General features: G+C 27.5%; 28 protein-coding genes, 1 tRNA gene and 1 pseudogene. 29 read left to right on the plus strand and 1 reads right to left on the minus strand.

Translation table 11 applies throughout. The features are described 5' to 3' along the window. Positions 1–101 precede the first annotated feature (101 nt). From HMPREF3045_RS07655 to HMPREF3045_RS07750, 20 genes and pseudogenes are all read left to right on the plus strand, one after another. The gene (locus HMPREF3045_RS07655; RefSeq protein ID WP_035109578.1) at positions 102–311 is read left to right on the plus strand and encodes an excisionase; all 210 of its coding nucleotides are present in this window, start codon (positions 102–104) and stop codon (positions 309–311) included. Positions 312–388: 77 nt separating this feature from the next. Next, positions 389–1,624 (plus strand): tyrosine-type recombinase/integrase, encoded by a 1,236-nt coding sequence (locus HMPREF3045_RS07660; protein ID WP_002836633.1) that lies wholly within the window; start codon positions 389–391, stop codon positions 1,622–1,624. A 144-nt stretch (positions 1,625–1,768) separates the two neighbouring features. Then, positions 1,769–2,236: pseudogene (locus HMPREF3045_RS07665) on the plus strand (lysine--tRNA ligase); the annotation flags it as partial. A 395-nt stretch (positions 2,237–2,631) separates the two neighbouring features. Further along, on the plus strand, positions 2,632–3,375 hold the full coding sequence (locus HMPREF3045_RS07670) for an ABC transporter ATP-binding protein (RefSeq protein ID WP_070738402.1): 744 nt from the start codon (positions 2,632–2,634) through the stop codon (positions 3,373–3,375). After that, positions 3,356–4,081 (plus strand): ABC transporter permease, encoded by a 726-nt coding sequence (locus HMPREF3045_RS07675; protein ID WP_070738404.1) that lies wholly within the window; start codon positions 3,356–3,358, stop codon positions 4,079–4,081. The genes HMPREF3045_RS07670 and HMPREF3045_RS07675 overlap by 20 nt, the downstream gene beginning before the upstream one ends. A gap of 8 nt (positions 4,082–4,089) precedes the next feature. Continuing rightward, the gene (locus tag HMPREF3045_RS07680) at positions 4,090–4,857 is read left to right on the plus strand and encodes an ABC transporter permease (RefSeq protein ID WP_070738406.1); all 768 of its coding nucleotides are present in this window, start codon (positions 4,090–4,092) and stop codon (positions 4,855–4,857) included. Positions 4,858–4,868: 11 nt separating this feature from the next. Next, positions 4,869–5,549: a response regulator transcription factor gene (locus tag HMPREF3045_RS07685; RefSeq protein WP_070738408.1), complete on the plus strand. Its 681-nt coding sequence runs from the start codon at positions 4,869–4,871 to the stop codon at positions 5,547–5,549. After that, on the plus strand, positions 5,539–6,615 hold the full coding sequence (locus HMPREF3045_RS07690; protein ID WP_070738410.1) for a HAMP domain-containing sensor histidine kinase: 1,077 nt from the start codon (positions 5,539–5,541) through the stop codon (positions 6,613–6,615). The genes HMPREF3045_RS07685 and HMPREF3045_RS07690 overlap by 11 nt, the downstream gene beginning before the upstream one ends. Before the next feature lie 111 nt (positions 6,616–6,726). After that, positions 6,727–6,993, plus strand: a complete 267-nt coding sequence (locus HMPREF3045_RS07695; RefSeq protein WP_257244391.1) for a DUF3847 domain-containing protein — start codon at positions 6,727–6,729, stop codon at positions 6,991–6,993. A 107-nt stretch (positions 6,994–7,100) separates the two neighbouring features. Beyond that, on the plus strand, positions 7,101–7,337 hold the full coding sequence (locus HMPREF3045_RS07700; protein WP_004838503.1) for a helix-turn-helix transcriptional regulator: 237 nt from the start codon (positions 7,101–7,103) through the stop codon (positions 7,335–7,337). Positions 7,338–7,523: 186 nt separating this feature from the next. Next, positions 7,524–7,961, plus strand: a complete 438-nt coding sequence (locus HMPREF3045_RS07705) for a hypothetical protein (protein WP_070738412.1) — start codon at positions 7,524–7,526, stop codon at positions 7,959–7,961. 11 nt (positions 7,962–7,972) lie between these two features. Then, a complete protein-coding gene (locus tag HMPREF3045_RS07710; protein WP_070738414.1) occupies positions 7,973–8,179 on the plus strand; it encodes a hypothetical protein in 207 nt (68 codons plus the stop codon). A gap of 8 nt (positions 8,180–8,187) precedes the next feature. Next, a complete protein-coding gene (locus tag HMPREF3045_RS07715; protein ID WP_004838505.1) occupies positions 8,188–8,421 on the plus strand; it encodes a hypothetical protein in 234 nt (77 codons plus the stop codon). A 382-nt stretch (positions 8,422–8,803) separates the two neighbouring features. Next, positions 8,804–9,331 carry an RNA polymerase sigma factor gene (locus tag HMPREF3045_RS07720; protein ID WP_070738416.1) on the plus strand — a complete coding sequence of 176 codons (528 nt, stop codon included), beginning with the start codon at positions 8,804–8,806 and terminating at the stop codon, positions 9,329–9,331. Continuing rightward, the gene (locus HMPREF3045_RS07725; RefSeq protein ID WP_070738418.1) at positions 9,328–10,116 is read left to right on the plus strand and encodes a hypothetical protein; all 789 of its coding nucleotides are present in this window, start codon (positions 9,328–9,330) and stop codon (positions 10,114–10,116) included. Before HMPREF3045_RS07720 ends, HMPREF3045_RS07725 begins: the two co-directional genes overlap by 4 nt. Further along, positions 10,097–10,990: an ABC transporter ATP-binding protein gene (locus HMPREF3045_RS07730; protein ID WP_070738420.1), complete on the plus strand. Its 894-nt coding sequence runs from the start codon at positions 10,097–10,099 to the stop codon at positions 10,988–10,990. The genes HMPREF3045_RS07725 and HMPREF3045_RS07730 overlap by 20 nt, the downstream gene beginning before the upstream one ends. Further along, positions 10,977–12,170 (plus strand): ABC transporter, encoded by a 1,194-nt coding sequence (locus tag HMPREF3045_RS07735; protein WP_070738422.1) that lies wholly within the window; start codon positions 10,977–10,979, stop codon positions 12,168–12,170. Before HMPREF3045_RS07730 ends, HMPREF3045_RS07735 begins: the two co-directional genes overlap by 14 nt. Positions 12,171–12,339: 169 nt before the next feature. Next, positions 12,340–12,858 (plus strand): ClbS/DfsB family four-helix bundle protein, encoded by a 519-nt coding sequence (locus tag HMPREF3045_RS07740; RefSeq protein WP_070738424.1) that lies wholly within the window; start codon positions 12,340–12,342, stop codon positions 12,856–12,858. A 75-nt stretch (positions 12,859–12,933) separates the two neighbouring features. Continuing rightward, entirely contained in the window at positions 12,934–13,560 is a 627-nt protein-coding gene (locus tag HMPREF3045_RS07745; RefSeq protein WP_070738426.1) for an HAD-IA family hydrolase, read from the plus strand. A gap of 54 nt (positions 13,561–13,614) precedes the next feature. Beyond that, positions 13,615–14,223 carry a DNA-3-methyladenine glycosylase gene (locus HMPREF3045_RS07750; RefSeq protein WP_070738428.1) on the plus strand — a complete coding sequence of 203 codons (609 nt, stop codon included), beginning with the start codon at positions 13,615–13,617 and terminating at the stop codon, positions 14,221–14,223. Positions 14,224–14,287: 64 nt separating this feature from the next. Here the strand turns inward: HMPREF3045_RS07750 and HMPREF3045_RS07755 are convergent, their stop codons facing one another. After that, entirely contained in the window at positions 14,288–15,205 is a 918-nt protein-coding gene (locus HMPREF3045_RS07755; RefSeq protein WP_070738430.1) for a diacylglycerol/lipid kinase family protein, read from the minus strand. Positions 15,206–15,293: 88 nt separating this feature from the next. Between HMPREF3045_RS07755 and HMPREF3045_RS07760 the strand changes: the two genes are divergently transcribed. The 9 genes from HMPREF3045_RS07760 (at position 15,294) to HMPREF3045_RS07800 (ending at position 24,608) form a co-directional block, all read left to right on the plus strand. After that, a complete protein-coding gene (locus tag HMPREF3045_RS07760) occupies positions 15,294–15,650 on the plus strand; it encodes a PaaI family thioesterase (protein ID WP_070738431.1) in 357 nt (118 codons plus the stop codon). A gap of 121 nt (positions 15,651–15,771) precedes the next feature. Further along, positions 15,772–17,094 (plus strand): sodium-dependent transporter, encoded by a 1,323-nt coding sequence (locus HMPREF3045_RS07765; protein ID WP_070606296.1) that lies wholly within the window; start codon positions 15,772–15,774, stop codon positions 17,092–17,094. Between the two features lie 17 nt (positions 17,095–17,111). Then, entirely contained in the window at positions 17,112–18,428 is a 1,317-nt protein-coding gene (locus HMPREF3045_RS07770) for a sodium-dependent transporter (protein WP_070738433.1), read from the plus strand. Between the two features lie 61 nt (positions 18,429–18,489). Beyond that, complete coding sequence (locus HMPREF3045_RS07775) at positions 18,490–19,764, plus strand: CapA family protein (protein WP_070738435.1); 1,275 nt, start codon at positions 18,490–18,492, stop codon at positions 19,762–19,764. Positions 19,765–19,835: 71 nt separating this feature from the next. Next, positions 19,836–20,426: a phosphatase PAP2 family protein gene (locus HMPREF3045_RS07780; protein ID WP_070604894.1), complete on the plus strand. Its 591-nt coding sequence runs from the start codon at positions 19,836–19,838 to the stop codon at positions 20,424–20,426. 52 nt (positions 20,427–20,478) lie between these two features. Further along, a tRNA-Leu gene (locus HMPREF3045_RS07785) sits at positions 20,479–20,565 on the plus strand. Positions 20,566–20,738: 173 nt separating this feature from the next. Beyond that, positions 20,739–23,378 (plus strand): DNA polymerase I, encoded by a 2,640-nt coding sequence (polA, locus tag HMPREF3045_RS07790; protein ID WP_070738437.1) that lies wholly within the window; start codon positions 20,739–20,741, stop codon positions 23,376–23,378. Then, positions 23,365–23,955 (plus strand): dephospho-CoA kinase, encoded by a 591-nt coding sequence (coaE, locus tag HMPREF3045_RS07795; RefSeq protein ID WP_070738439.1) that lies wholly within the window; start codon positions 23,365–23,367, stop codon positions 23,953–23,955. The genes polA and coaE overlap by 14 nt, the downstream gene beginning before the upstream one ends. After that, the gene (locus HMPREF3045_RS07800) at positions 23,952–24,608 is read left to right on the plus strand and encodes a lytic transglycosylase domain-containing protein (RefSeq protein ID WP_019118000.1); all 657 of its coding nucleotides are present in this window, start codon (positions 23,952–23,954) and stop codon (positions 24,606–24,608) included. The genes coaE and HMPREF3045_RS07800 overlap by 4 nt, the downstream gene beginning before the upstream one ends. The last annotated feature ends 52 nt before the right edge of the window (positions 24,609–24,660 follow it).

Consider the following 24,660-nt stretch of genomic DNA (forward strand, 5'->3'; position numbering starts at 1 on the left):
GGAGGTGAGATTCCTATGTTGCTAATCCAATGCACTTGTCAATGTCAAAAAACTTTAAAAATATTAAAATAAATATTTTAAATATATTATTTGGAGGATTTATGATTAATGAAAATATAAAAGTAGTTCGTGTTTGTGAAAAAGCATTTCTAACATTAAAAGAAGCATCTGAATATTTTAATATTGGTCAAGATAAAGTTAGACAATTAACGGATGAAAATGATTGCGATTTTGTATTATTTAATGGTAGTAAGCGTCTTATTAAGAAAAAGTTAATGGAAGAATATTTAAATAGACAGTTCTCTATTTAATCTAAAACTATATATAAAACACGCTTAATGCGGTATAATAATTATAGCGTGTCTTTTATCAAAAAAGGAGAATTTTTATGGTAAAAAGACGCAAAGATAGTAAAGGGGTTGTTTTAAAAGACGGTGAATATCAAAGATCAAATGGCACTTATGAATTTAAGTGGCAAGACAAAATAGGTCGTAGAAAATCTATCTATGCGAAAACTCTAAAAGAATTAAGAGAAAAGGAATTAGATATTTTACGCAATACTATAGATGGAATCAACAACGAAGGAAGTAGCTTATCTGTAAATGATACTTTTAAGCTATGGACAAAGGTAAAAAGAGGTTTAAAAGATAATACCTTTAAAAATTACATCTATATGTATCAACAATTTGTCGAACCGACTTTTGGTCGCATTAAACTATCTGATATTAAAAGATCTGATGTTAGAAGTTTTTATAACAGATTAAAGGAAGATCAGGGATTGATGGTTTCTACCATAGATTGTGTTCATACTGTCTTACATCAGGTTTTAGAATTAGCAGTGGATGACGAATATATAAGATTTAATCCATCTGACAATGCTTTGAAGGAATTGAAAGTAGCTTATCGAAATGAATCTCTGAAGAAAAAAGCCATGACAATAGAAGAACAAGTGCTATTTGAAGAATATTTATCTAATAGTGATGAATATAAAAAATGGTATCCAATATTCATTGTTATGCTTTGGACAGGAATGAGAGTTGGAGAAGTTACAGGATTGCAATGGGACGATCTAGATTTTGATAATGGTCTTATAAATGTAAATAGGACTTTGGTATATTATAGTAAAGGTAAAGGATTAAACAATAGATATGCTATTAATACACCGAAGACAGTATCAGGTAAGCGAAGTATTCCTATGGTTCAAAAAGTAAAAGATGCTTTTCTTATGGAAAGAGAGTTACAAAAGACTTTTGGAATCGAATGTTGTGATTCAATCGATGGATTTAAAGACTTTGTATTTTTAAATAGGTTCGGAAAGGTTCACAATAATGGAACACTTAATAAAGCTTTAAGAAGAATTGTTAGAGATTGCAATTTAAGTATAATGGATAAAAATAAATCGAGCTCTAATGATATTCTATTAGTTCCACATTTAAGCAATCACATTTTCAGACACACCTTTACTACAAGGCTTAATGAACAAAATATAAATACAAAAGCAATGCAGTCTATTCTAGGTCATTCTGATATTAGTACAACAATGGATATATATGTAGATGCAACAGAAGATTTTAAGATAGAACAGATGGGAGAATTTGAAAAAGCGATGAAATTTATATTTTAGAATTTACGACAGCTTACGACAAATTTACGACAATTTGCTAGAAATCTATAGGCACTTATAGAGAGTTAGCAAATTGTCGTAAATGGAAAAGTACCATAAAATAGACTTTTATAGAGATTTAGACAATTATCTAAAGTAGAGGGGATTTTCCCAACAATGAAGCCAATAGGAAAAGAAAAATCAGAAAATGAAATCTCATCAAATGAAAATTATGGAAAAGTTGCTACAGAAAAAATTGACTTATCAAAAATAAAAGTTGAACCACTATTTGAAGATTATGTAGATTTTGAAACTTTCTCAAAATCTGATTTTAGAGTTGTAAAGGTTAAAAACTGCGAAGAAGTTCCTAAGTCAAAAAAACTTTTGAAATTTACATTAGATGATGGTTCTGAAAAAGAAAGAGTTATTCTATCTGGTATTAAAGATTATTACAGCGCAGAGTCTTTAATTGGAAAGACACTGCTTGCAATTTGTAATCTTCCTCCACGTAAGATGATGAGAATCGACTCAGAAGGTATGATTATATCTGCAATTTGTGAGTATGACGGTGAAGAAAAACTTAACTTAATAATGCTGGATGATAATATTCCAGCAGGATCAAAATTATATTAAAAGAACACGCTAATTATAAAACTGGGGTTTGATATGAATCCCAGTTTAATTTTTATAATTGGATTAATAGAATTATTAAGCTATACAATAGAATCAGTTTAAAGAAAAATAAATATTAGATAATCACTGGCGATAGAAATTAAAAACTCTATCGTCTTTTTTTATACTCAAAATTAGGAGGTTAAAATGGTAAGGGTAAGAAGTCTCAATTAAACAATTTAATATATAAGAAATTTAGCGATTGAATTATAAGTTTAGTCGCTTTTTAATATGAAATTTAAAGACTAATTAAAATAATATTACTGATTGTTATTCAAAAATTAGTTAAAAATTATGTTATTTTTATAGTTTTGTTATATTTACCTCTTATAATAGAATCATCAAAGGAGGAAATTATGTCCGAAAAAGTACTTGAAATAAAAAATTTATTTAAATCTTATGGTAAAAGAAAGATTATAAATAATTTGAATATGACTGTGTTTAAAGGAGATGTTTATGGTTTTCTTGGAGCAAATGGAGAGGGGAAAACAACTACTATTAGAATGATTACATCATTAATTAGGTCTGATTCTGGAGAAATTTTAATAAATGAAAAGTCTGTAATAAAAAATAGAGATCAAGCAATTAAAAATATAGGTGCTATGGTAGAATCTCCTAAGTTTTATGAAAATCTATCTGGATATGAAAATTTAAAATTAATGGCAAAACTAATTGATGGTACAAGTGATAAAGATATTGATAAATTACTTGAATTAGTAGGTCTAAAAGATAGGAGCAAAGATAAATTTGCCTCATACTCTATGGGTATGAAACAAAGACTTGGTATTGCTAATGCCTTATTAGGAAATCCAGATTTAATAATTTTAGATGAGCCTACCAATGGACTAGATCCGTATGGTATGAGGGATATAAACGAACTTATAGTATCTTTGGCAAAAACTTCTAATAAAACATTTATAATCTCATCCCATCTTCTCCATGAAATGGAAGGTATTTGCAATAGGGTTGGAATTTTACATGACGGAAAATTATGTATAGAAGGTGATGTAAAAAAATTAGTTTCAAAAAACAATGTATCTAATCTTGAAGAACTGTTCTTTGATAAAGTAGGTGGGAAAAATGAAAGCATTAATTATTAATGAATTAGAGAAAATCATTAAATCAAAGATAGGATATGTATTTTTATTATCAGCCGGACTCTTGATTTGGATGAATATTACCATGTATGATCCAAAAGAAGGAGTGTGGAATATTGATAGTTTTTATACTTTTCCTGCAAGCCTTTTAGATATTTATATGCAAATATTAATATTTTTCATACCAATTTTAGCAAATGCCTTAGTAACAAAAGACCTAGTAGCAGGCACAATGAAATTGAGCATATTGAAAGAACCGTCAAGAATTAAAAATTTAGTTAGCAAACAAATTGCCTTTACAATATTTTGTATAATGGCAACTACAATTTTTGTTATCTTGTGCTATTTATTTGGAATGCTATATTTTAAAAACATGAGTGATTTATCTTTAATAAGACAAGGATTTACAAAAGCTAGTGATTTAATCTATACATTCGTAACTTATGGGAGGATTCTTTTACCAACAATTACCTACGGCTTATTAAGTATGTCAATAGGATTATTTATTGAAAATGTAAGCCTAGCAAATATCATTTCTATTGTTGGTCTTATATTTTTCTTTAATACAAGCATGGGAGAAAAATTTACAATGATAAAAAATGTGTCAGCTAATGAATTTAATATTCTAATATTAGCAAGCGGGATATTATTAGCTTTACTTTTAATAATAAGCAATATTTATTTAGAAAAGAAAGATATTTTATATTAGGGTGAGATATGAAAAAATTTATAGATTTTGAGTTATATAAACAAAGGAAAAATAAGTTTTATTATCTATTTTTTCTAATAATTTTAATTTCTCATATAGTAAAAGCGAATCAATTTATTCATACGGATATGAATTGGATGTCATTTCCCTTAGTTTCAGTTCCAGATACAGTTTTGTTTTTAGTCTTATTTGTGATTTATATATCTTCAGACTTAACAGCTATAGAGTATGAAAAAGGTCTTATCAAATTATCAATAATGGTAAATGGAGATCGAAAAAATTTAATAAAAGCAAAAATATTTACTATAATCATGTGGCTAATAGCCTTAGTGATTTTTGATATAATATCATCTTTTTTGGTTGGCAAAATAATGCTTAATGACGGAACAGTTTTAATTTCTGATGAAAAAGCTATTTTGTTTGGAGGAGTAAAGTTAGAGGGAATAAGAGCCTTTATTAATGTACTTTTTAGTGAAATTTCTATTATCTTGCCACTAATATGTTTGGCTATGTTTATTGTATATGCTGGTCTTTTTTTAAAAAATGCTTCAATTGTTATGGGAATAGGATTTTTATATTATATTCTAAGCTTAATAGGTCCTGAAAAATTAAAATATTTATTTTTAGTAAGACATGTTTATAAAATACCATCTCTTTTAATCAAAGGGGAATTTGGTATTGAACTTAGCTTGTATATTGCAATATCTTTAATAGGTATATTAATCTTATATTTTGTCAATATTTCCTATTTTAAAAGGGTAGAAATATTAAAATAGGAGAGGATAGGATGAGTAGAATTTTAATCGTAGAAGATGAACTTGACTTGGCAAATATAATAAAAGATTATCTAGAAAAAGAGCTATATGAGGTAGAAATTTGTTCTCAAGGAGATGAGGCAATAGAAATTTTTGATAAATTTAAGCCGTCCTTAGTAATATTAGATTTAATGCTTCCAGGTATGAATGGTTATGAAATCTGCCAAAATATAAGAATAAAATCTACAATACCGATTTTGATTTTGTCAGCAAAAATTGATGAATTTGATAAGGTAAAGGGACTTGATCTTGGAGCTGATGATTATATTACCAAACCCTTTAGGCCAAGAGAATTACTTGCAAGAGTTAATGCTCAGCTAAGAAGAAGCCAAGTTTTCAATAAGGAAAATCTTGAAATAATAGACCTAGAAAATATCAGAATATATACTAAGGAATATAAGGTAGAAAAAGATGGTAGAGATCTTGATTTAAGTAGAAATGAATTTGAACTTTTGATATTTTTATCTAAAAATCCAAGACAAGTTTTTAGTCGAGAACAATTATATGATAGAATATGGGGCTTCGATAGTTATGGAGATTTGAATACTGTTACCGTTACTATAAACAGACTCCGTCAAAAAATCGAAGATAATCCAAAGAATCCAAAATATATTTTAACAGTTTGGGGAGTAGGTTATAAATTTGAAATCTAAATCACTTAAAAAAAACTTAATAATATTTGTCATATCAATCATTCTAATACCAATTTTATTTTTGTTGGTCTTAGGAATACCAGAAAAAGAACCTAAAAGTCTTTTGTTATCTTTAACATCAATTTCTATATTAATAGCTATAGTAATTGTCATTATATCGACTATATTTTTAGCTTATGTAGATAAGATTATTATAAAGCCTATATATAATTTGCTAGATAATTTTAAAGAGCTATCTAAAGGAGAATATGATTTATATATAGAAAATGATAGGGTAGATGAAATAGGAGAATTATTGGATAATTTTAATAAATTGGTAGCGTCTTTAAAATTATATAGGGAAAGAGAAAATAAAGCAAAGGAAGAAAGAGAAGAGATAATAGCATCTATAAGCCATGACTTATCAACTCCCTTATCTGTAATACAAGCCCATATAGATGGAATAAGTGACGGAGTTGCTGATAGCGAAGAAAAAAAAGATGAATATATAAGGATAATAAACAAAAAGATCAAACAATTAAATAATAGAATCAAACAACTAAAAGATTATTCATCATTTGGTATATATGACAAAGAAATAAATAATATCAGAGCTAAAGAATCTTTAGATAGAATTGTAGATGAATTAAATAGATCATTTACAATTGAAATAGAAAATTTATTTTACAAAAATGATATAAAAGAAAGTACAGTTATAGGTTTATCTGATAGGATGCTTGAAATCATATTAGAAAATCTGTTTTCAAACTCTATAAAATATAGAGGTGAAAATCCATTGGAAATTGATATAATTGCAAAAGAAAACCCAGATACAGTTATAGTAGAATTTAAAGACAATGGAAAGGGCATAGAGAAATCTGAATTAGATAAAATATTTAATCCATTGTACACAGTGGATAAAGCTAGGTCGACTGATAAAGAATCAATGGGATTAGGCTTATCAATAGTAAAAAAAATACTTAATAATGTGGGAGGAGACATAGGAGTAACAAGTGAGTTTGGACAATATACAGTATTTTTTATAGAGATACCTATAGCTTGCAAAATTGAAATGGGTGTAAAATAAATAGGATAAATAACCTAGGCGATAGAAAATAAAAACTCTATCGTCTTTTTTATTGCAAGAAGGGAGATTAGTATGAAAAAATTATATCAAATAAGACAAGAGTAAAAAGAAATAAAAGAAAAAATAGACGATACAGAAGAAAGATTAAGGCAACTAAAAAATCAAGAACAAAAGATATTAAAACAAGACATAGTGAAAAGAAGAAAAGAAAGAACTCATAGGCTCATAATAAGAGGATCAATCTTAGAAAGCTTTATAGAAAATGCAGAAGAACTAACAGATGAAGAAATAAAAATCCTACTAGAAGAAGCAACAAAGACAAAAGAATTCAAAGAAACACTTAGAGCAATAAGGCAAAATGGAAAAGTATTAACATAGATATTATGTAACAATATACGAGGAAAAGGTAATTAAAAAATATGATGAATTATTGACACCTGGATGAGATTGCGTTAAACTATAGTTAACCAAAGAAAGGTGAAATAATGAATAATAGAATCGAGAAATACCGTAAACCTCTAGGTTTATCACAACATAGACTTGGTAAAAAAGTGGGAATATCAAGGACAAGTATAAATAAAATAGAAACAGGAAAAACGATTCCGAGCCTAAAAACTGCTAACGATATAGCAAATGCTTTGGACGTTTGTATATACCAAATATTTGATTTAGATGGTACAGGACATTATAAATGTTTAGATTCAAATTGTAGTAATAATTAGCAAAATGCATTACTAATTTATGTTATTTCTTAAAATAAAGGTAGGTTTAATTGTGATAAATTATATGAATCCTCAGAGGTAAAAGAACGGAGATTTATTTATATTATAGTTTGAGAATAAGAATTGACACAGTATTATAGTTTGTATTTGAAAAACAAATAATTGATAATAAGGAGGTTAGAGATTATGATAAAAAACTTTAAAAAGCGAATGAGTGTATTAATATTGACAGTTTTAGTAATGTCTACAAGTCTAATTTCACCAATATACGCAAGTGAAAATTATGGTATAGAGAAAATAGAGGGACAAGATTACTCAATAAGCGAAGATGGCAACGATGCTGTTACAATAAATTCAAAAGATGGAATTGAGCGTGTTAGTGTTAAAGAAGATGATAACACAAGAAAGGTTACCATTTATAATAATACTACTGGTGAAGAAGAATACTTAATCTTAAATAAAAAGGATGGTTCAATTTATTCATCCATTACGAATAAAACATTAAGTAGCGATGAACAGAATCCTATTATATCACCTCGCTCAGATACTTCATATAGTACTGTATATATATCATGGGCAGAGTTTAAAACTACTATCGGTACAACGCAACAGTGGGTGGTGTAGTAGGTTTAATTTTGACAAGAGTTCCTGGTGGGCAAGTTGTAGGAAGTGTAATTGGAACAATCAGCACTATAGTTGGTGGAGGAACATTACTTATTCCTAATGATTCTAGCCATGGTTTGAAATTTACAATAAAAAAAGTTAAGCATTATCGTAGTAGGCTTGGGAAAAGACATGTATGGTATATATCTAAATCAATCGTTTCAGTTAGTCGTTATTAGGTGTATATATGAATAAAATATTAGGAATAGTATTTTTACTTGCTACTATCCTGATTGGGATGGTAACTAATGAGAAGATTAAGTTAGATAATATCTGGGTTATTTTGATATTTATTGTACAAATTACAAGTTGGATTGGATATATTAATTTATTAGATATAGAAAAACGCTATAAATTATGGTTGAGTGTTTTATCTATGTGTGCTGTTTTTATTATAGGATTTTTTTATATCTTAAAATAGCAAAATTAAATATAGTACAGAATTATTTAAGAAATGTTTAAAAAATAAATACAGAAATCTATTTCTGTGTGAATAATATTAAAGGCTATTTATCTGAGAAATATTTAGTCTTTTTTATTTTTTATTTGTGTCGCATTTAATTTTACAACTTATCATATTGAAAAAAAGAGAATTACAGACTGATATAAATTATAGGACGGTGAGAGTATATCTTCATCGTCTTTTTTTTTGAAAAATTTCAAATACTTGCAAAATAAAATTTTGCTTGTAGATGGAATTTAAAGGATAATTTATTTAAATTAAATTTTTAAACTATCTTTTTGTAGTTTTTGATCGTTAAACATTACAAAGGGCAAGATTTATTTGAGGAGAATTGTTAGGCATGAGCGTAGATTTTTTATTGATATATAGGGCAAAAAATGGCGATAGTGATGCTTTTGAAATTATAATACGAAAATATTATGGAAATATATTTAACTATTGCAAATATCATGCTTTGGATATAAATACGGCTGAGGACATAACGCAGGATGTATTTTTAACTTTTCTAAAAACAATTAATCATTATAAACATAAAGGCAAACTTTTAAATTATTTATATACAATTGCTCGTAATAAATGTATTGATGAAAAAAAGAAGACAAGCAATAGAGATCTTTATATTGAAGATTTTTCTGAAAATATATTTTTGGAATTTATAGAATCTGATAGGAAAATAGAATATTTAGATGTTAAAGAAGCTGTTAAAAAATTGCCATCAGATATTAAGGATGTAATAATTCTGTATTATTTTTTTGATAGAAAACAAAAAGAGGTTGCAAAGATTTGTGGCATCTCACTAGAATTAACAAAATATAGGCTTAGGAAAGGCAAGGATATGATAAGAAAATATGTGGAAGGTGAAAGATGAAAAAAATAGACAAGTATGATAAAAAAATGGAAAAAATACTAAGAAATATAGAAAAATTTAATGAAAAAAAGCCTTCCAATGAAGCAATTGACAAATTAGTTTTTAAAGCTAAAGAATTTATTAATAGTGAAGAAAATGAAAATAGAATTGGCTTTATTGAATTTATTGCCTTGCAGATTAAAATTATTAAAAAAGAGTGGTTATTTGCACAAATGCTTTTGCTTTTTTTTGCAGGATATTGGCTTTCTATTTCAAAAGAAATAGTTTATATGCAAAGGGGATTGAGTGTTTTGGCGGCACTTTTTGTAATATTTATAATTCCAGAACTTTGGAAAAACATTGAAAATAAATCGATGGAAATTGAAAAAAGCTCACTTTTTGATTTGAGAAGAGTATATGCTGCTAAATTAATAGCCTTTGGACTTATTGATACAGGAATTTTAACTGTGTTTTGTATTTATGCGGTAGAAATTCAAAAAATATTGGTCGTAGATCTTTTGTGGCAGTTCGTATTTCCGATTATGATTGCGTCAATCATTTGTATGATGGCTTTTTCTAGAAAAAGATATTTAAATCAATTTGTGACAATGATTATTTGTTTGGCTGCCAATATGGGATGGATGTTAATAATTTTGAATGATAATCTCTATTTAAAAATAACACCAATAGTATGGATTTTAATCTTTATTATGTGTGCCTTATTATTATTTTATTTTATTCAAAAAGTTTTACACGATAACACTGAATATTTGGAGGAAAAATTTAATGAGCTTAGTTTTGAATAATGTTAGAAAAAAATTTGGGAATTTGATAGCAGTTGATGATATTTCAATTGAAATGGAAAATGGCTTATATGGACTTCTTGGCACAAATGGAGCGGGAAAAACTACCCTTATGAGAATCTTGTGTACGGTTTTAAAACCTAGTGATGGAAAAATATATTATAATGGCGAGGATATATTTGAAATGGATGGTAGGTATAGAAATATTATTGGCTACCTTCCGCAAGAATTTGGTTTTTATCCAAACCTTAGTGTCAAAGATTATCTTTCTTATATAGCTTCTTTAAAAGGATTAAATAAAAGATTGACTAAAGTGCGTATTGAAAAATTATTAGAAATTACGGGAATGCAGATTCATTCGTCAAAAAAAATGAAAAAATTATCGGGTGGAATGAAAAGGAGAGTTGGAATTGCTCAAGCTTTATTAAATGATCCAAAAATACTTATACTTGATGAGCCAACTGCTGGACTTGATCCAATGGAAAGGATTAAATTTAGAAATTTAATAGGAGAGCTTTCCAAGGATAAGATTGTTCTTTTATCTACCCATATAGTTTCTGATATTGAAGCTATTGCAAAACATATATTTGTCATGAAAGATGGAAAAATTATAAAACAAGGAAGTGCTTTCGAATTATGTTCAAATATTTCTTATAAAGCATGGACTTATCGTTGTAAATCCGATCAAGCAAATAAAGTAATAAGCAAATTTAAGGATTCGATTAGTTTTGTAAAAGAGAGTGGAGAATATGTTGAAATGAGAATTTTATCAGAAGATAAGCCCGACAACAATGCAAAATGCGTTGAAATCACTCTAGAAGATGTATTTTTCTATTATTTTAGAACAGAAAGTGGAGATAAATATGATAAGGTATGAGATGAAATTATTACTTAGCAATCGTATGAATAAAATTTTATTGATATTTTTGTTTGCTATAGCAGTTTCTTTTAGCATATTTGCAGTATGGAGCATAAGTTTTGTGGATAATAATGGAAATACCCATAATGGAATATTTGCACCAAGAAAGCTAAGCGAGAAAAAATCTAAATATGCGGGTAAATTAAATTCTGATGTCTTTGAAGATGTAATAAAAAAAGATAAAAAAATTAAGGCTATTTATAAAAATCAAATTCCAGAAAAAATATATGCTACAAATACGCAAGAGTATATGGATATAAAAGATTTTATGGTAAGCACTTTGTCCTATGGAAGTGAAATGGATTATGAAAAATTTGATTTTTTAGAAGTCAGCAAAGCAAAAAATATTTACCATATCAGGAAAGAAAATATAAAAAAATTGGTAAAAGAATATGGAGTTACTGAGAAAAAAATGAAATATTTGAAAGAAAAATTTTCAAAAAATAAAACTCCTTTTTATTACGAACCTGCCGATTCGTGGATAACTATGGGCTTATATGCAACAACCTACTCATTAATATTGATTATTGGCATATCATTTCTTGTATCAGAAATATTTACTGAAGATTTTAAATTGAAAGCTGATTCGATTTTTTTTAGCACAAAATTAGGAAAAAATAAGGGAGTTAAGATAAAAATAGGAACAGGCTTATTGATGACAACAATTATATATTGGGCATTAATGCTAAGTCTTTGCATAATATCTTTTACGATAATGGGTGTAAGCGGAGCAAAATCGCCCATTCAATTAGAATACAGTTATTGTATTTATAATTACACTTTTTTTGAAAGATATTTGCTAATAATTATTGGAGGATATATTGGAAGCATTTTTGCAAGCGTATTAACAATGCTAATATCAGCCAAAACACATTCGTCACTTCTAAGCTTGTGTATTCCAATAATATTATTCGTAGTATCGCCATTTATTGGAAGAGTCTTGCCATTTGAAAATTTATTTAAAATAACACCAGATCAGTTAGTGAATATATATAATTGCATAAAACTACCAATATTATATGAAATTTTTGGTCATGTATTTATGCAAATACCAATGATAATTATATTATATTTGCTAATTTCAATAATATTGATTCCATTTATATATTTTACATTTAGAAAATATGGGCAAAAGTAGATTAAAAAATTTATTAATAAAAATTATTAAAAGGTTGATAATAATCAGCCTTTTTTTGTTGGGAAAATTTAAATATTGATAATTTTTTCTTTGGAAAAAGCTATTAATAAGTATTTATGATATAATTAATTCTATAAAAACTTAGATATTTAAAAATTTGGAGAAATTTATGAGAACTTACAGCAATAAAAAAGAGCTTAAAGCTGAAATTGAGAAAAAATTTGAAAAATATATTTCGGAATTTGATGATATTCCAGAAGAATTGAAAGATAAGAGAGTTGAAGAAGTTGATAGAACTCCAGCTGAAAACCTTGCTTATCAAGTTGGTTGGACAAATTTAGTTTTAAAATGGGAAGAGGATGAAAAGAAAGGTATTGAAGTTAAGACGCCATCTGAAGATTTTAAGTGGAATCAACTTGGGGAATTGTATCAATATTTTACGGATACTTATGCTCATTTATCACTAAAAGAATTAAAGGAAAAATTAAGAGAAAATATTGAAGATATTTATAAAATGATTGATTCTTTGAGTGATGATGAATTATTTAAACCACACATGAGAAAATGGGCTGATGATGCAACAAAAACGGCAGTTTGGGAAGTTTATAAATTTATTCACATCAATACTGTTGCACCTTTTGGAACTTTTAGGACAAAAATTCGAAAATGGAAAAAAATAGCTCTATAATATTTTTTATAAAAATAATGGAAAATAGAATCTATTTTGAAAATGTTTGGAAAAATAAACCAGAAAGGATAATTTATGATTAAAAATATTATATTCGATCTTGATGGAACAATTTCAAAATCTGCTAGCGGGATTTTGAATGCTTTTGAATATGCTTTGGAAAAAATGGGCAAGTCTTATCAAAGAGATAAGCTCTATGAATACATTGGTCCGCCTTTGAGAGATTCTTTTGTAAAAGAATTGGGAGAGGACTTGGCTGATGATGGAGTTTATTATTATAGAAAGTATTACTTTAAAAACGGTCTGTTTGAAACTTCTCTTTATGAGGGAGTTAAAGAATTAATAGAAGATTTATATGATGAAGGCTTTAATATTTATCTTGCAACAAGCAAGGGCGAAGAATCTTCTAAGAAAATTTTAGAATATTTTGGAATTTTGCAATATTTTTCCTATATTTCTGGTTCTTCTAATGATAAAAATACAAAGAAAAAGGTAATCGAACATCTACTTTTTGAAAATAATTTAAAAGCTAATGAATCTATTATGATAGGCGATAGGTCTTATGACATAGATGCGAGCAATGAATTAGCCATAAAATCAATTGCTGTAGCTTATGGTTATGGAAAAAAAGAAGAATTTGAAAATGCAAATTTTATTGCAAATAGGCCAAGTGATATTAAAAAAATAATAATGGAAAACTAGACTAAACCCTTAAATCAAAAAGATTTAGGGGCTATTTTTATAAAGGAGAAAACAATGCTTGATAGAAAATATTTTAGGAAAAATACACTAGATCTTGCCAATGATTTGCTTGGAAATATTTTAGTTAGAAAAATTGATGGACAAATTATAAGAGCTAAAATCGTAGAAACAGAAGCATATCTTGGAGTAAATGATAGGGCGTGCCACACTTTTTTAGGCAAAAAAACTGACAGAAATAAAATTATGTATATGGATGCAGGCACTTTGTACGTTTATCAAACTTATGGAATTCATTTTCTTTTAAATATATCAAGCGTAAAAGAAGGAGTACCAGAGGCAGTTTTGTTGAGAGCAATTGAGCCTTTGGATAATTTCGATTTGATTTCAAAAAATAGATTTGGGAAAAATTATAAAGACCTATCGATTTATCAAAGAAAAAATTTAAGCAATGGCCCAGCAAAACTTACAAAAGCCTTAAAAATTGATAAAAATTTTAATGGTAAAGATATTTTTTCCAAAGATTTTTATATGGAAGATGGCAAGAAAGATTTTGAAATAATAAAAGCAAAAAGAATTGGAATAGATTATGCCAAAGAGGCGAAAGATTACCTGTATAGATTTTATATAAAAGATAATCCTTATGTGTCAAAATTAGAAAGTTAGATATAAAAAAGGGACTGTTGTAGAATGATGATTATTCATAATTTTACAACAATCCCTTTTAAAATTACATATCAAAATAAGTCCAAGACAAACAATTTTCAATAATTTCAAAATTTATTATTTTATTTTCAAAAATTTCTCCGTCAATATTTGCTAAAATTTTTTCATTTGATTTTATTTGTCCCTTTTTTACCTTTATTTCATCCAAATATTTTGAATTTTCTAAAAGTCCATGTTTGTATCTTATTATCAAAGATGGCAACAAGATATTTGGTAGTTTTTTTGCATAAACTAAATTTAAAATTCCATCATCAATTTTTGCGCTTGGGGCAGGATTAAATCCTGAGCCGTAATAGCCACCGTTGCAGATAGCAGTGAGCAAAAATTTATCTTCAAGTTTTATTTCATTGTAATTTTTGTCATATAAAGTTAATGATAGATTTTGATATGACAAATATTTTAATGCCTTAATGACTCCAAAAAAATATGCTTTTTTCCCTAAAGATGGATTTTTATCTAAATATTCGTAGGCTTTTTCTAAAACAACTGTATCAAATCCTAGGGATAAGACGTTTATTCCGACTTTGTCATTTACTTTAATTAAATCAATCTTTTTTTCTTTTAAATTTAATAGACTTTCTACTTTGAAATTTTTGTATGAAAAATTTTTGGAAAAGTCGTTGCCAGTTCCCATAGGAATTAAACCAAGACTTGTATTTTCCAAATCATTTTCATAAATCACATTGCAAATTTCATTTAATGAGCCGTCGCCTCCTCCAACTATTATTGTTTTTTTGTAATTTTTATATTTTTCAATAAAGGCTTTGGCTGCATCAGTTGCGTGGTCTTCATAAGAAGTCCTAATTATTTGAATATTTTCTTCAAAATCTTTTTTATTATAAATTTTTTCTATATCTTTTTCATTAATATCGAACTCGGTTTTTCCTGCCATGGACGATAATATAAATAGCATTTTTCTCATAATTTATCCTTCATTAAATAATTATATCACTATTAAAGGATTTATCGAGAAAATGTTATAATTGATTTGTAAATAGAAAGGATATTTTATGAATTTTGTTGATTATTTAAAAATGGAATATGTGAAAGATGATGATGGAGAAATAATTACAAGAGTTCCTATTGAAGAGTATTGTTTAAATATAAATAAAATTGTTCATGGTGGTTTGACTATGACTTTGATTGATACGGCTTGTGGCAAAAAAGCGTCGGAATATTTTGATGGAGAATTTGTAACAAGCGATGGATATGTAAATTTTCTTAGATCCGCAAGCAAGACGTCTTATCTTTTTGCAAAATGTAAGGCGAAAAAAATTGGTAGGAAATTAGCTAATATTGACTGCGATGTTTTTGATGATGAGAAAAATTTAATTGCTATTGGTAGATTTACTTTTATGAAATTATGATTTGTTTTTATATTTAAATTATTTTTGAAATTTGTTTTACAAATAATAAATTTATGATATAATGAAACAAGTTCAATAGTACGCTGACGCCTTGGTGTGCTAAAGTAAAAAGGAGTTAAATATGAACAAAGAAAAAAAATTCTCATCGAGGTTGGGTTTTATCCTGACAGCTGTAGGTAGTGCCGTTGGTATGGCAAACGTGTGGGGCTTTCCTTATAAGTTCCAAGAAGGTGGAATATTTTTCTTATTATTTTATTTAGTTTTTGTAGCTCTTTTTGCTTATGTAGGTTTATCAAGTGAATTTGCAATAGGTAGAAGAGCTGAAACTGGAACTTTGGGCTCTTATGAATATGCCTTAAATTCAAAAAATAATAAGAAAGAGCATTCTTTTATTAGTAAAAATATCGGCTTTTTGCCTTTGTTGGGTTCTTTATTTATAGCTATTGGATATGCTGTTATAGTTTCTTATGTTTTAAAAGCTTTAGTAGATTCTTTGACTGGAGAACTTTTAGTTGTAAATAGTAAAAAATGGTTTGAATCTTTTTCAAATAAAGATTACTCTGTTGTTATTTATCATTTTATAATAATTTTGGTAACACTTTTAACTTGTTTGAAGGGTGCAAATACTATAGAAAAATCTAATAAAATTATGATGCCTGCATTTTTTATTTTATTTTTAATTATTGCAATTTTTATTTTAACTTTACCAAATGCTCTTGAAGGTTATAAATATATGTTTAGGTTAGACTTTGACAAATTATCTTTAAAAACTATAGAAAATGCAATGGGACAAGCTTTCTTTTCTCTTTCTGTAACAGGAAGTGGAATGATTGTGTGTGGCTCTTATCTAGATAAAAATGAAGACATTTTATCAGCAGCAAAATCTACTGCATTTTTTGATACCTTGGCAGCTTTGTTGTCATCTTGTGTAATTGTTCCATCTATTTTGGTTTTTGGTCTTTCACAAGCTGGTGGACCTGGACTTTTATTTGAAGTTTTGCCAACTATATTGCAAAATATAAAAGGTGGAAGAATTTTTGCTATAATTCTTTATACTGCGGTTGTATTTGCAGGGATTTCTTCTTTACAAAATATGTTTGAAGTTATAGCGGAATCTCTTATGCACAGGTATAACAAAATTAAAAGAATTACTGCTTTGACTATAATTGGTCTTGTAACATTTTTGATTGGCGTTAATATGGAAGCTATTAGCAAATGGGGTCCATGGATGGATCTTGTTTCTATTTATATAATTCCAATAGGAGCATCAATTGGAGCAATTTCTTGGTTTTATTTTTGGAAAAAAGATGAAATTTTGGAAGAAGTTAATAGTGGTGCAAAGAAAAAAGCAGGAGAAGGATGGCACAAGCTTGGAAAATATGTTTATGTTCCAATAGCAATTGTTTTATCGATTTTAGCTTTAGTATTTAAAGTTACTTTTTAAAATTTATGGAGAAGAAAATGGAAAATAATTCGAAATTTAGTAACAAATGGGGATTTATAATGGCATGCGTTGGAAGTGCAGTAGGACTTGCCAACGTATGGGCTTTTCCCTATAAAATTGGAATGAATGGGGGATTATCATTTTTGATTCCTTATTTATTCTTTGTATTTTTATTTGGTCGTGTTGGTCTTTCTGCAGAAAGTGCAGTAGGAAGAAGATATAAAGCGGGGCCAATGGGAGTTTTTAGAGAAGTTTGGAAATCTAGAAATAAGGAAGGAGTAGGAAGAGTAATAAGGTGGATTCCTTTAGTTGGTGTAGTTTTATTAGCTATTGGATATACAGTTGTTATTACTTATGTACTTAAAGCTCTTCTTGATTCAATTACTGGATCACTTTTGACTCAAGATCCAAATGTATGGTTTGAATCAATTTCTACAAATGATTTTGCACTTACAAAAGAACATTTTTTATTAGTTATTATTGTATTTTTGACCTTAGCTTATGGGACAAAAGGAATAGAAAAAACAAATTCATTTATGATGCCTCTATTTTTTATTTTATTTATAATTCTTGCAGTAAGAATTGCATTTTTAAATAAGGCAGTAGAAGGATACAAATTTATTTTTACTTTAGAACCAGAAAAATTATTGGATATAAAATTGTGGATAGGTGCAATGGGACAAGCATTTTTCTCCCTATCAATTGTTTCAACAGTAATGGTTGTTTATGGTTCTTATCTTCCAGATAGTGAAGATATAGTTCATTCATCAACAATCACATCAAGCCTTGATACAGTTGCAGCTATGCTTTCAACTTTCGTAATGCTACCAGCAACTTTTGCTTTTGGATTTTCCCAATCACAAGGACCAAAATTAATTTTTGTTGTTTTGCCAAAAGTTTTACAAGAAATAGCTGGAGGAAGAATTTTTGCAATTATTTTGTATATAGCAATAGTTTTTGCAGGAGTATTGTCAGTTCAATCAATGATAGAAACAGTTGCTGAAGCAATAACATCTAAATTTGAAAATTTAAAAAGAATTAATGTCCTACTTGTTCTAATGATTCTTGTATTTGTTTGTGGATTATTTTTACATCCTATAGCAAAATGGGGAGCATGGATGAATTTTGTAACAATTTATATTCTTCCAATATCTGCAATTATAGGAGCCATTTCATGGTTTTGGGTAATGAAAAAAGAAGATTTGATGGATGAAATAAATAAAAGTGCAAAAAGTAAGCACGGTGATGGTTGGTATAATTTAGGAAGATATTTATATGTTCCACTTGCTGTAATTCTTTGTATAATTGCAATAAGATACCAAATTTCATTCTAATATGACTTTATTTATAGAATAATATATAATTGTATATGATTATATAAATAAAGGAGTAGAAATGAAAAAAATTAAGAGAATATTATCGGTAATTTTTATATTTTTTCTAGCTATTAGTTTTACATCATGTAAGAAAAATGAAGATAAAACTGATTCTAATTCAAATATTGCAGAAAATATTATAATAAAAGAAAGAAAAAAATCAAACGACGATAGTACTGATTCAAATAACAAAAAGATAAATATAAGTAAAATTGATAAAAAAGACTCAAACACAAATGATTCAGATTCAAAAGTTGAAAAAATAAATATAAAGGCTTTTGGAGATATTATGGCTCACATGGGTCAAGTAAATTACGCAAAAAATTATGGAAAAGGAAATTATGATTTTTCTAGACAATTTGAATATATAAAAGAATTTGTATCAGACTCTGATTTAGCAATTGGAAATTTTGAAACAAGCATAAATCCTGATAGACAACCTTCAGGTTTTCCACAATTTACAAGCCCAGCTGAATATTTGAAAGATATAAAAGAGGCGGGTTTTGATTTACTTTCAACAGCTAACAATCACACCCTAGATTCAGAAGAAAAAGGAATCTATGATACAATAGAAGCTATGGATAAGGAAGGAATCGCTCACTGCGGAACAAGAAAAGCAGGAGAAAGTAGGATAAAATATATTCAAGTAAAAAATATGAAAATAGGATTTTTGGCTTACACCTATGGAGTTAATGGTTTAGAAAGTTTAGTAGTAAATCATAAGCCAAATGAAATTATAAATTATTTGGATGAAAAAATAATAGAAGAAGACATAAAAGAAGCTAGAAAAAATTCAGATTTTATTATAGTTTATCCACACTGGGGAATAGAATACCAATCATATCCAGCCCAAGAACATATTTCTTTGGCAAGAAATATGATAAAGTGGGGAGCAGATGTAGTTATTGGAAATCATCCTCACGTTGTTCAACCAGCAGAAAGATATAAAGCTGAAAATGGAAAAGAAGGATATATAGCTTACGCTTGTGGAAATTTTGTATCAAACCAATCCTTGGAGGCTTTGGGAGATATTAGAACAGAACAATCAGTTGCCTTTGACATAAATGTAGAAAAAAATACAAAAACTGGAAAAGTAAAATTAGGAGAAGTTAATTTTTATCCGATTTGGGTTGGACATATAAATGATGAATATGGAAAACTTTCAAGAGTTTACAGAACAAAAGATTTCCTTGAAGGAGGAAAATATTTTGATAAAGTTGACGAAAATCAAAGAGCAAGAATTTTAAAAGCCGATCAAATGGTTAAAGAAACCATAAATACAAAAGTACAATAGAGACTGCTTAGCGCAGTCTTTTTTATTTTTCTTCTTTGTGATATTATATTTGTGAAAATAAAGGGGAAAGTATGAATTTTATAACAAAAATAGATATTTCATTATTAAATTTAATTCAAAATATAAAAAGTCCCATCTTGGATAAAATAATGACAACCATTACTGCTCTTGGGAATATGGGAATTTTTTGGATATTATTGATTTTGATTTTTTTAACTACAAAAGAATATAAAAAAATGGCAAGGCTTATGATTGTTTGTTTTTTATTTAATGCATTAGTTGTAAATTTGATTTTAAAACCTGCTATAGGGAGGATTAGACCTTTTGAAATTGTTGATGGAATTAAATTGTTAGTTTTAAAACCTCAAGATCCATCATTTCCATCTGGGCATTCGTCAATTTCTTTTTGTATGCTTACAGTAATATTATTATTTTCAAAATCAAAAACAATTAATATAATGGCAAGTATTTTGGCAATCCTGATTGCTTTTTCAAGATTATATTTGTATGTTCATTTTCCATCAGATGTTTTTTGTGGAATTCTTATAGGAATATTGACAAGTTTAATTGCTTTGAAATTTTGTTTTTCTAAAAGTGGGATGAAACTAATTAATAATTTAAAAATTTTGGGAAATGATTTTAATGATTTGAGAAAAATGTAAAAAAATTTGCATAAGGCGATTAATGGTGTTATAATAATCAGGTAGTGTTAATGCTGGTGTGTCGGAATTGGCAGACGAGACAGACTCAAACTCTGTTGTTCTCCGGAACGTGTGGGTTCAAGTCCCACCACCAGCACCATTAATTTTTTTATTTTTTTCATATTTAAGCTATGCAAAATTGCATAGCTTTTTTTGATGCCTTTTTAAAAAAATTTTTTAAAATTTTAATTTTCAAATTTTTAATCAGCAAATTTTTCTACTTATTTTTTTGTGAAAATTAAAATGTGTTATACTTATAGAAAGGAGAAATATATGAGTAAAAAAGTAATGCTAATTGACGGATCTAGTTTGATTTTTAGAGCCTTTTTTGCCCTTCCTAATCTTACAAATGCTGATGGTGTTATGACAAACGGTGTTTATGGATTTTTGACCATGTATTTTAGGGCTGTTGAAGAATATAAGCCAGATTATATTTTGGTTGCTTTTGATAAGAAAACAAAAACTTTTAGGCACAAAGAATTTGAAGATTATAAAGCAAACAGGGATAAGGCGCCAAACGAATTGAATTATCAATTTGGAATTTTAAAAGACATTCTTGATTCATTAAATGTAAAGTATTTGGATATAGATGGTTATGAGGCTGATGATATTGTTGGAACTTTTTCTACAATTGCAAAGGAAGAAGGCCTTGAAACTGTAATTATTACAGGGGATAAAGATTATTTTCAACTTGTAAATGATAAGGTTGTGGTTTTTCTTACAAGAAAAGGAATTTCTCAGATGGAAGAAATCACTGTAAAATCTATTGAAAATGATTATGGTCTTAGTCCAAAACAATTAATTGATGTTAAGGGTTTAATGGGAGATAAGTCTGATAATATTCCTGGTGTTGATGGAATTGGCGAAAAAACTGCCATTAAATTTATAAAAAAATATGGGTCTATGGAAGGCTTATATGAAAATTTGGATGATATTAAGGGCAAAAAAACCAAGGGAAATCTAGAAAATTCAAAGCAAATTGCCTTTTTGTCCAAAAAAATCGGAACAATTGTTACAAATGCTCCAGTTGGGATGAAAATTTCAGAATTAAAGGTAAAAGAACCAGACTTGGATTCTTTGAGAGAAAAATTTTCAAAATATAATTTCAATAAATTTATGGAAAAATTTGAAGATACTAGCGAAGAAAGAAAAGATGAAATAGAATTTTCTTATTCATTTTCTGATGATTTTTCTATAATAGATGATATTGAAAAAGATGGGGTATTTTATTTTAAAAGCATTTTTGAGGGAGACAATTATATTCACTCTAATGCCTATAAAATAGCAATAAAAACACCTTCATCAAAAACTTACATTTATAATCCAGATGAAAAATTTGTAGAAAAATTCAAAAAATATTTTGAGGATGATAATACTAAAAAAGTTTCTTTTGATATTAAAGAAGACATTGTCTTGTTTGATAAGCTTGGGATAAATATTTCTTTGCCTTATGATGATACTATGCTTATGCACTATCTAATTGATCCTTCAAGGTCATCTTATGATTTAAAAACTTTTAGCCAAGCATTTTTGAAATATGAAGTAGAAAATGAAGAAGATTTGCTTGGTAAGGGAAAAAGTAAAAAATCATACAAGGATTTGGATTCTGATAATCTTGGCAAATATTTGGCATCTATTGTAAATGCAATTGAAGATAGTCTGGATATTTTAACCCAAAAATTAAAAGAGCTTTCTATGTATGATCTTTATAAGGATTGTGAAATAAAATTATCCAAAGTTTTGGCGGATATGGAAATAACAGGTTTTGTTTGTGATAAAAATGAGCTTGAGAAAATTAAAGATGAAGTTTCTCTTGAACTTGAAGATTTAGAAAAAATAATCTATGAGCTTGCTGGAAGTGAATTTAATATAAATTCACCAAAGCAGCTTTCAAAAATTTTATTTGAAGATTTGAAACTTCCTATAATTAAAAAAACAAAAACTGGCTATTCAACAAATGCTCAAGTTTTAGAAAAATTAAGAAAAAAACACCCTATAATCGAAAAAATTGAAAGATATAGGGAAATGTATAAATTAAAATCAACCTATCTTGAAAGTCTTGAAGATTGTATTGATGAAGATGGAAGAATCAGGTCAACATTTAAGCAAAATGTTACAGCAACAGGCAGACTTTCTTCAACAGAACCAAATTTACAAAATCTTCCAATAAGAACCGAAGAGGGCAGAAAAATCAGAAAAGCTTTCAAAGCTGATGATGAGAAAGTATTAATTGATGCAGATTATTCACAAATTGAATTAAGAGTTTTGGCACATCTTGCAAATGATAAAAAAATGCAAGAGGCTTTTTCAAAAGATATTGATATACACACAAAGACTGCATCAGAAGTTTTTTCTACACCAATTGATGAGGTTACAAAATTACAAAGAAGTGAGGCTAAAGCTGTAAATTTTGGAATAATTTATGGTATAAGCGATTATGGACTTAGCCAAAATTTAAATATACCAAGAAAAAGAGCCAAGGAATATATAGAAAATTACCTTGACACCTATCCAGAAATTAAAAAATATATGAAAGATATTGTTAAAAAAGCCAAAGAAGATGGATATGTAAATACAATATTTAATAGAAGAAGATATGTTCCAGAAATAAATTCAAAAAATTTCAATGTGAGAAGTTTTGGAGAAAGGGTCGCTTTAAATACACCAATTCAAGGAACAGCAGCGGACATTATAAAATTTGCCATGATAAATTCATACCAAAATTTGCAAAAAGCAAAAATAGATGCAAAAATAGTTTTACAAATTCATGATGAAATAATCATAGAAGCAAGCAAAAAAGATTTGGAAAAAGCAAAGGAGATTTTAAAATCATCTATGCAAGAAGCTGTAAATTTAAACGTTCCACTTTTGGTTGACATAGATAGCGGAGAAAGTATGTATGAGTCAAAATAAAATTGTTATAACTGGAACAATTGCAAGTGGTAAATCTTCTTTATCAGAAATTTTGAGAAAAAAAGGCTATAAAGTTATAGATAGCGATGAAATAAATAAGAAATTACTAGAAAAAGACCAAATAAATTACAAAGAAATTTTATCATCAAAAGCTTTTGACGAGGCTTTTGATGGAGAAAATTTAGACAAGAAAATCTTAGCAAAAATAATTTTTAATAATTCTCAAAAAAGAGAATTGATAAATGAAATTACTCATAAAAATATCATCGCTTATATAAATAATTTGATAAAAGAAAGTAATGAGAAAAATATTTTTATAGAAATTCCCTTGTACTTTCAAATGAAAGAAAAATTTCATTGTGATTATGTATGGCTAGTTACCGCTGATAGAGAAATTCAAATAGAAAGATTAATGCAAAGAGATAAGATAGGAAGAGATTTTGCATTAAAAAAAATTAACAGTCAGGATTTTTTAGAAATGCAAAAAAAATCAGATGTAATTTTTGATAATAGCACGTCCTTAGAAAATTTAGAAAAAAAAGTAGAAATAGCTTTAAAAAATTTGGAGAATATATGAAAGCTTTAAAAAATATTTTTAAAATAATAGGAATAATAATATTAGCGTTTGTGATGGTTGTTATAATTAGTTTTTCAATAGTAGCCTATCAAACATCAAGACAAAAAATTGCCTACCAAGAAGAAATAGAAAAATATTCACAAAAATATAATGTAGACCCACTTTTGATTGCATCAATTATAAAAGTAGAAAGTGATTTTGACACAGAAGCTCACTCAAGTCAAAATGCTATGGGACTTATGCAATTATTAGATTCATCTGCAAAACATAGTGCAGAAATAATTGGAGAAGAATATTATCCAGATAAATTAAAAGAAGTAGATTATAATTTAAATCTTGGAGTAGGGTATTTCAAATATTTGAATGAATATTATAATAATGTCGACTTAGCTCTTGCAGCTTATAATGGGGGAATAGGAAATATAGACAAACTAATTGCAGATAAAAAAATAGACAAGCATGACCCAGATCCAACAAAAATTCCTACAAAAGAAACTAGACAATATGTAATAAAAATAAATTCAAATTATGATTTGATGAAAGTATTTTACGATGATGGACTTCCAAGCAAGGAAGAATTAAAAGATAGAAAATCATTATCTATAAAAAATTATAAGAAATTTGTTAAAAAAATATTATTTGATGTATTATAATCATTGAATAATATTTTTAAATAAATTATAATGCTAGTATACGGATTAAATG

Source organism: Anaerococcus sp. HMSC075B03 (genome assembly GCF_001815585.1).
GTDB lineage: Bacteria > Bacillota > Clostridia > Tissierellales > Peptoniphilaceae > Anaerococcus > Anaerococcus vaginalis.

What these genes read in the sequence shown, in the direction of transcription:
- HMPREF3045_RS07655 (WP_035109578.1), top strand. Translation starts at nt 102, where the DNA reads ATGATTAATGAAAATATAAAAGTAGTTCGTGTTTGTGAAAAAGCATTT.
- HMPREF3045_RS07660 (WP_002836633.1), top strand. Translation starts at nt 389, where the DNA reads ATGGTAAAAAGACGCAAAGATAGTAAAGGGGTTGTTTTAAAAGACGGT.
- HMPREF3045_RS07670 (WP_070738402.1), top strand. Translation starts at nt 2,632, where the DNA reads ATGTCCGAAAAAGTACTTGAAATAAAAAATTTATTTAAATCTTATGGT.
- HMPREF3045_RS07675 (WP_070738404.1), top strand. Translation starts at nt 3,356, where the DNA reads ATGAAAGCATTAATTATTAATGAATTAGAGAAAATCATTAAATCAAAG.
- HMPREF3045_RS07680 (WP_070738406.1), top strand. Translation starts at nt 4,090, where the DNA reads ATGAAAAAATTTATAGATTTTGAGTTATATAAACAAAGGAAAAATAAG.
- HMPREF3045_RS07685 (WP_070738408.1), top strand. Translation starts at nt 4,869, where the DNA reads ATGAGTAGAATTTTAATCGTAGAAGATGAACTTGACTTGGCAAATATA.
- HMPREF3045_RS07700 (WP_004838503.1), top strand. Translation starts at nt 7,101, where the DNA reads ATGAATAATAGAATCGAGAAATACCGTAAACCTCTAGGTTTATCACAA.
- HMPREF3045_RS07705 (WP_070738412.1), top strand. Translation starts at nt 7,524, where the DNA reads ATGATAAAAAACTTTAAAAAGCGAATGAGTGTATTAATATTGACAGTT.
- HMPREF3045_RS07715 (WP_004838505.1), top strand. Translation starts at nt 8,188, where the DNA reads ATGAATAAAATATTAGGAATAGTATTTTTACTTGCTACTATCCTGATT.
- HMPREF3045_RS07720 (WP_070738416.1), top strand. Translation starts at nt 8,804, where the DNA reads ATGAGCGTAGATTTTTTATTGATATATAGGGCAAAAAATGGCGATAGT.
- HMPREF3045_RS07725 (WP_070738418.1), top strand. Translation starts at nt 9,328, where the DNA reads ATGAAAAAAATAGACAAGTATGATAAAAAAATGGAAAAAATACTAAGA.
- HMPREF3045_RS07730 (WP_070738420.1), top strand. Translation starts at nt 10,097, where the DNA reads ATGAGCTTAGTTTTGAATAATGTTAGAAAAAAATTTGGGAATTTGATA.
- HMPREF3045_RS07735 (WP_070738422.1), top strand. Translation starts at nt 10,977, where the DNA reads ATGATAAGGTATGAGATGAAATTATTACTTAGCAATCGTATGAATAAA.
- HMPREF3045_RS07740 (WP_070738424.1), top strand. Translation starts at nt 12,340, where the DNA reads ATGAGAACTTACAGCAATAAAAAAGAGCTTAAAGCTGAAATTGAGAAA.
- HMPREF3045_RS07745 (WP_070738426.1), top strand. Translation starts at nt 12,934, where the DNA reads ATGATTAAAAATATTATATTCGATCTTGATGGAACAATTTCAAAATCT.
- HMPREF3045_RS07750 (WP_070738428.1), top strand. Translation starts at nt 13,615, where the DNA reads ATGCTTGATAGAAAATATTTTAGGAAAAATACACTAGATCTTGCCAAT.
- HMPREF3045_RS07755 (WP_070738430.1), bottom strand. Translation starts at nt 15,205, where the DNA reads ATGAGAAAAATGCTATTTATATTATCGTCCATGGCAGGAAAAACCGAG.
- HMPREF3045_RS07760 (WP_070738431.1), top strand. Translation starts at nt 15,294, where the DNA reads ATGAATTTTGTTGATTATTTAAAAATGGAATATGTGAAAGATGATGAT.
- HMPREF3045_RS07765 (WP_070606296.1), top strand. Translation starts at nt 15,772, where the DNA reads ATGAACAAAGAAAAAAAATTCTCATCGAGGTTGGGTTTTATCCTGACA.
- HMPREF3045_RS07770 (WP_070738433.1), top strand. Translation starts at nt 17,112, where the DNA reads ATGGAAAATAATTCGAAATTTAGTAACAAATGGGGATTTATAATGGCA.
- HMPREF3045_RS07775 (WP_070738435.1), top strand. Translation starts at nt 18,490, where the DNA reads ATGAAAAAAATTAAGAGAATATTATCGGTAATTTTTATATTTTTTCTA.
- HMPREF3045_RS07780 (WP_070604894.1), top strand. Translation starts at nt 19,836, where the DNA reads ATGAATTTTATAACAAAAATAGATATTTCATTATTAAATTTAATTCAA.
- polA (WP_070738437.1), top strand. Translation starts at nt 20,739, where the DNA reads ATGAGTAAAAAAGTAATGCTAATTGACGGATCTAGTTTGATTTTTAGA.
- coaE (WP_070738439.1), top strand. Translation starts at nt 23,365, where the DNA reads ATGAGTCAAAATAAAATTGTTATAACTGGAACAATTGCAAGTGGTAAA.
- HMPREF3045_RS07800 (WP_019118000.1), top strand. Translation starts at nt 23,952, where the DNA reads ATGAAAGCTTTAAAAAATATTTTTAAAATAATAGGAATAATAATATTA.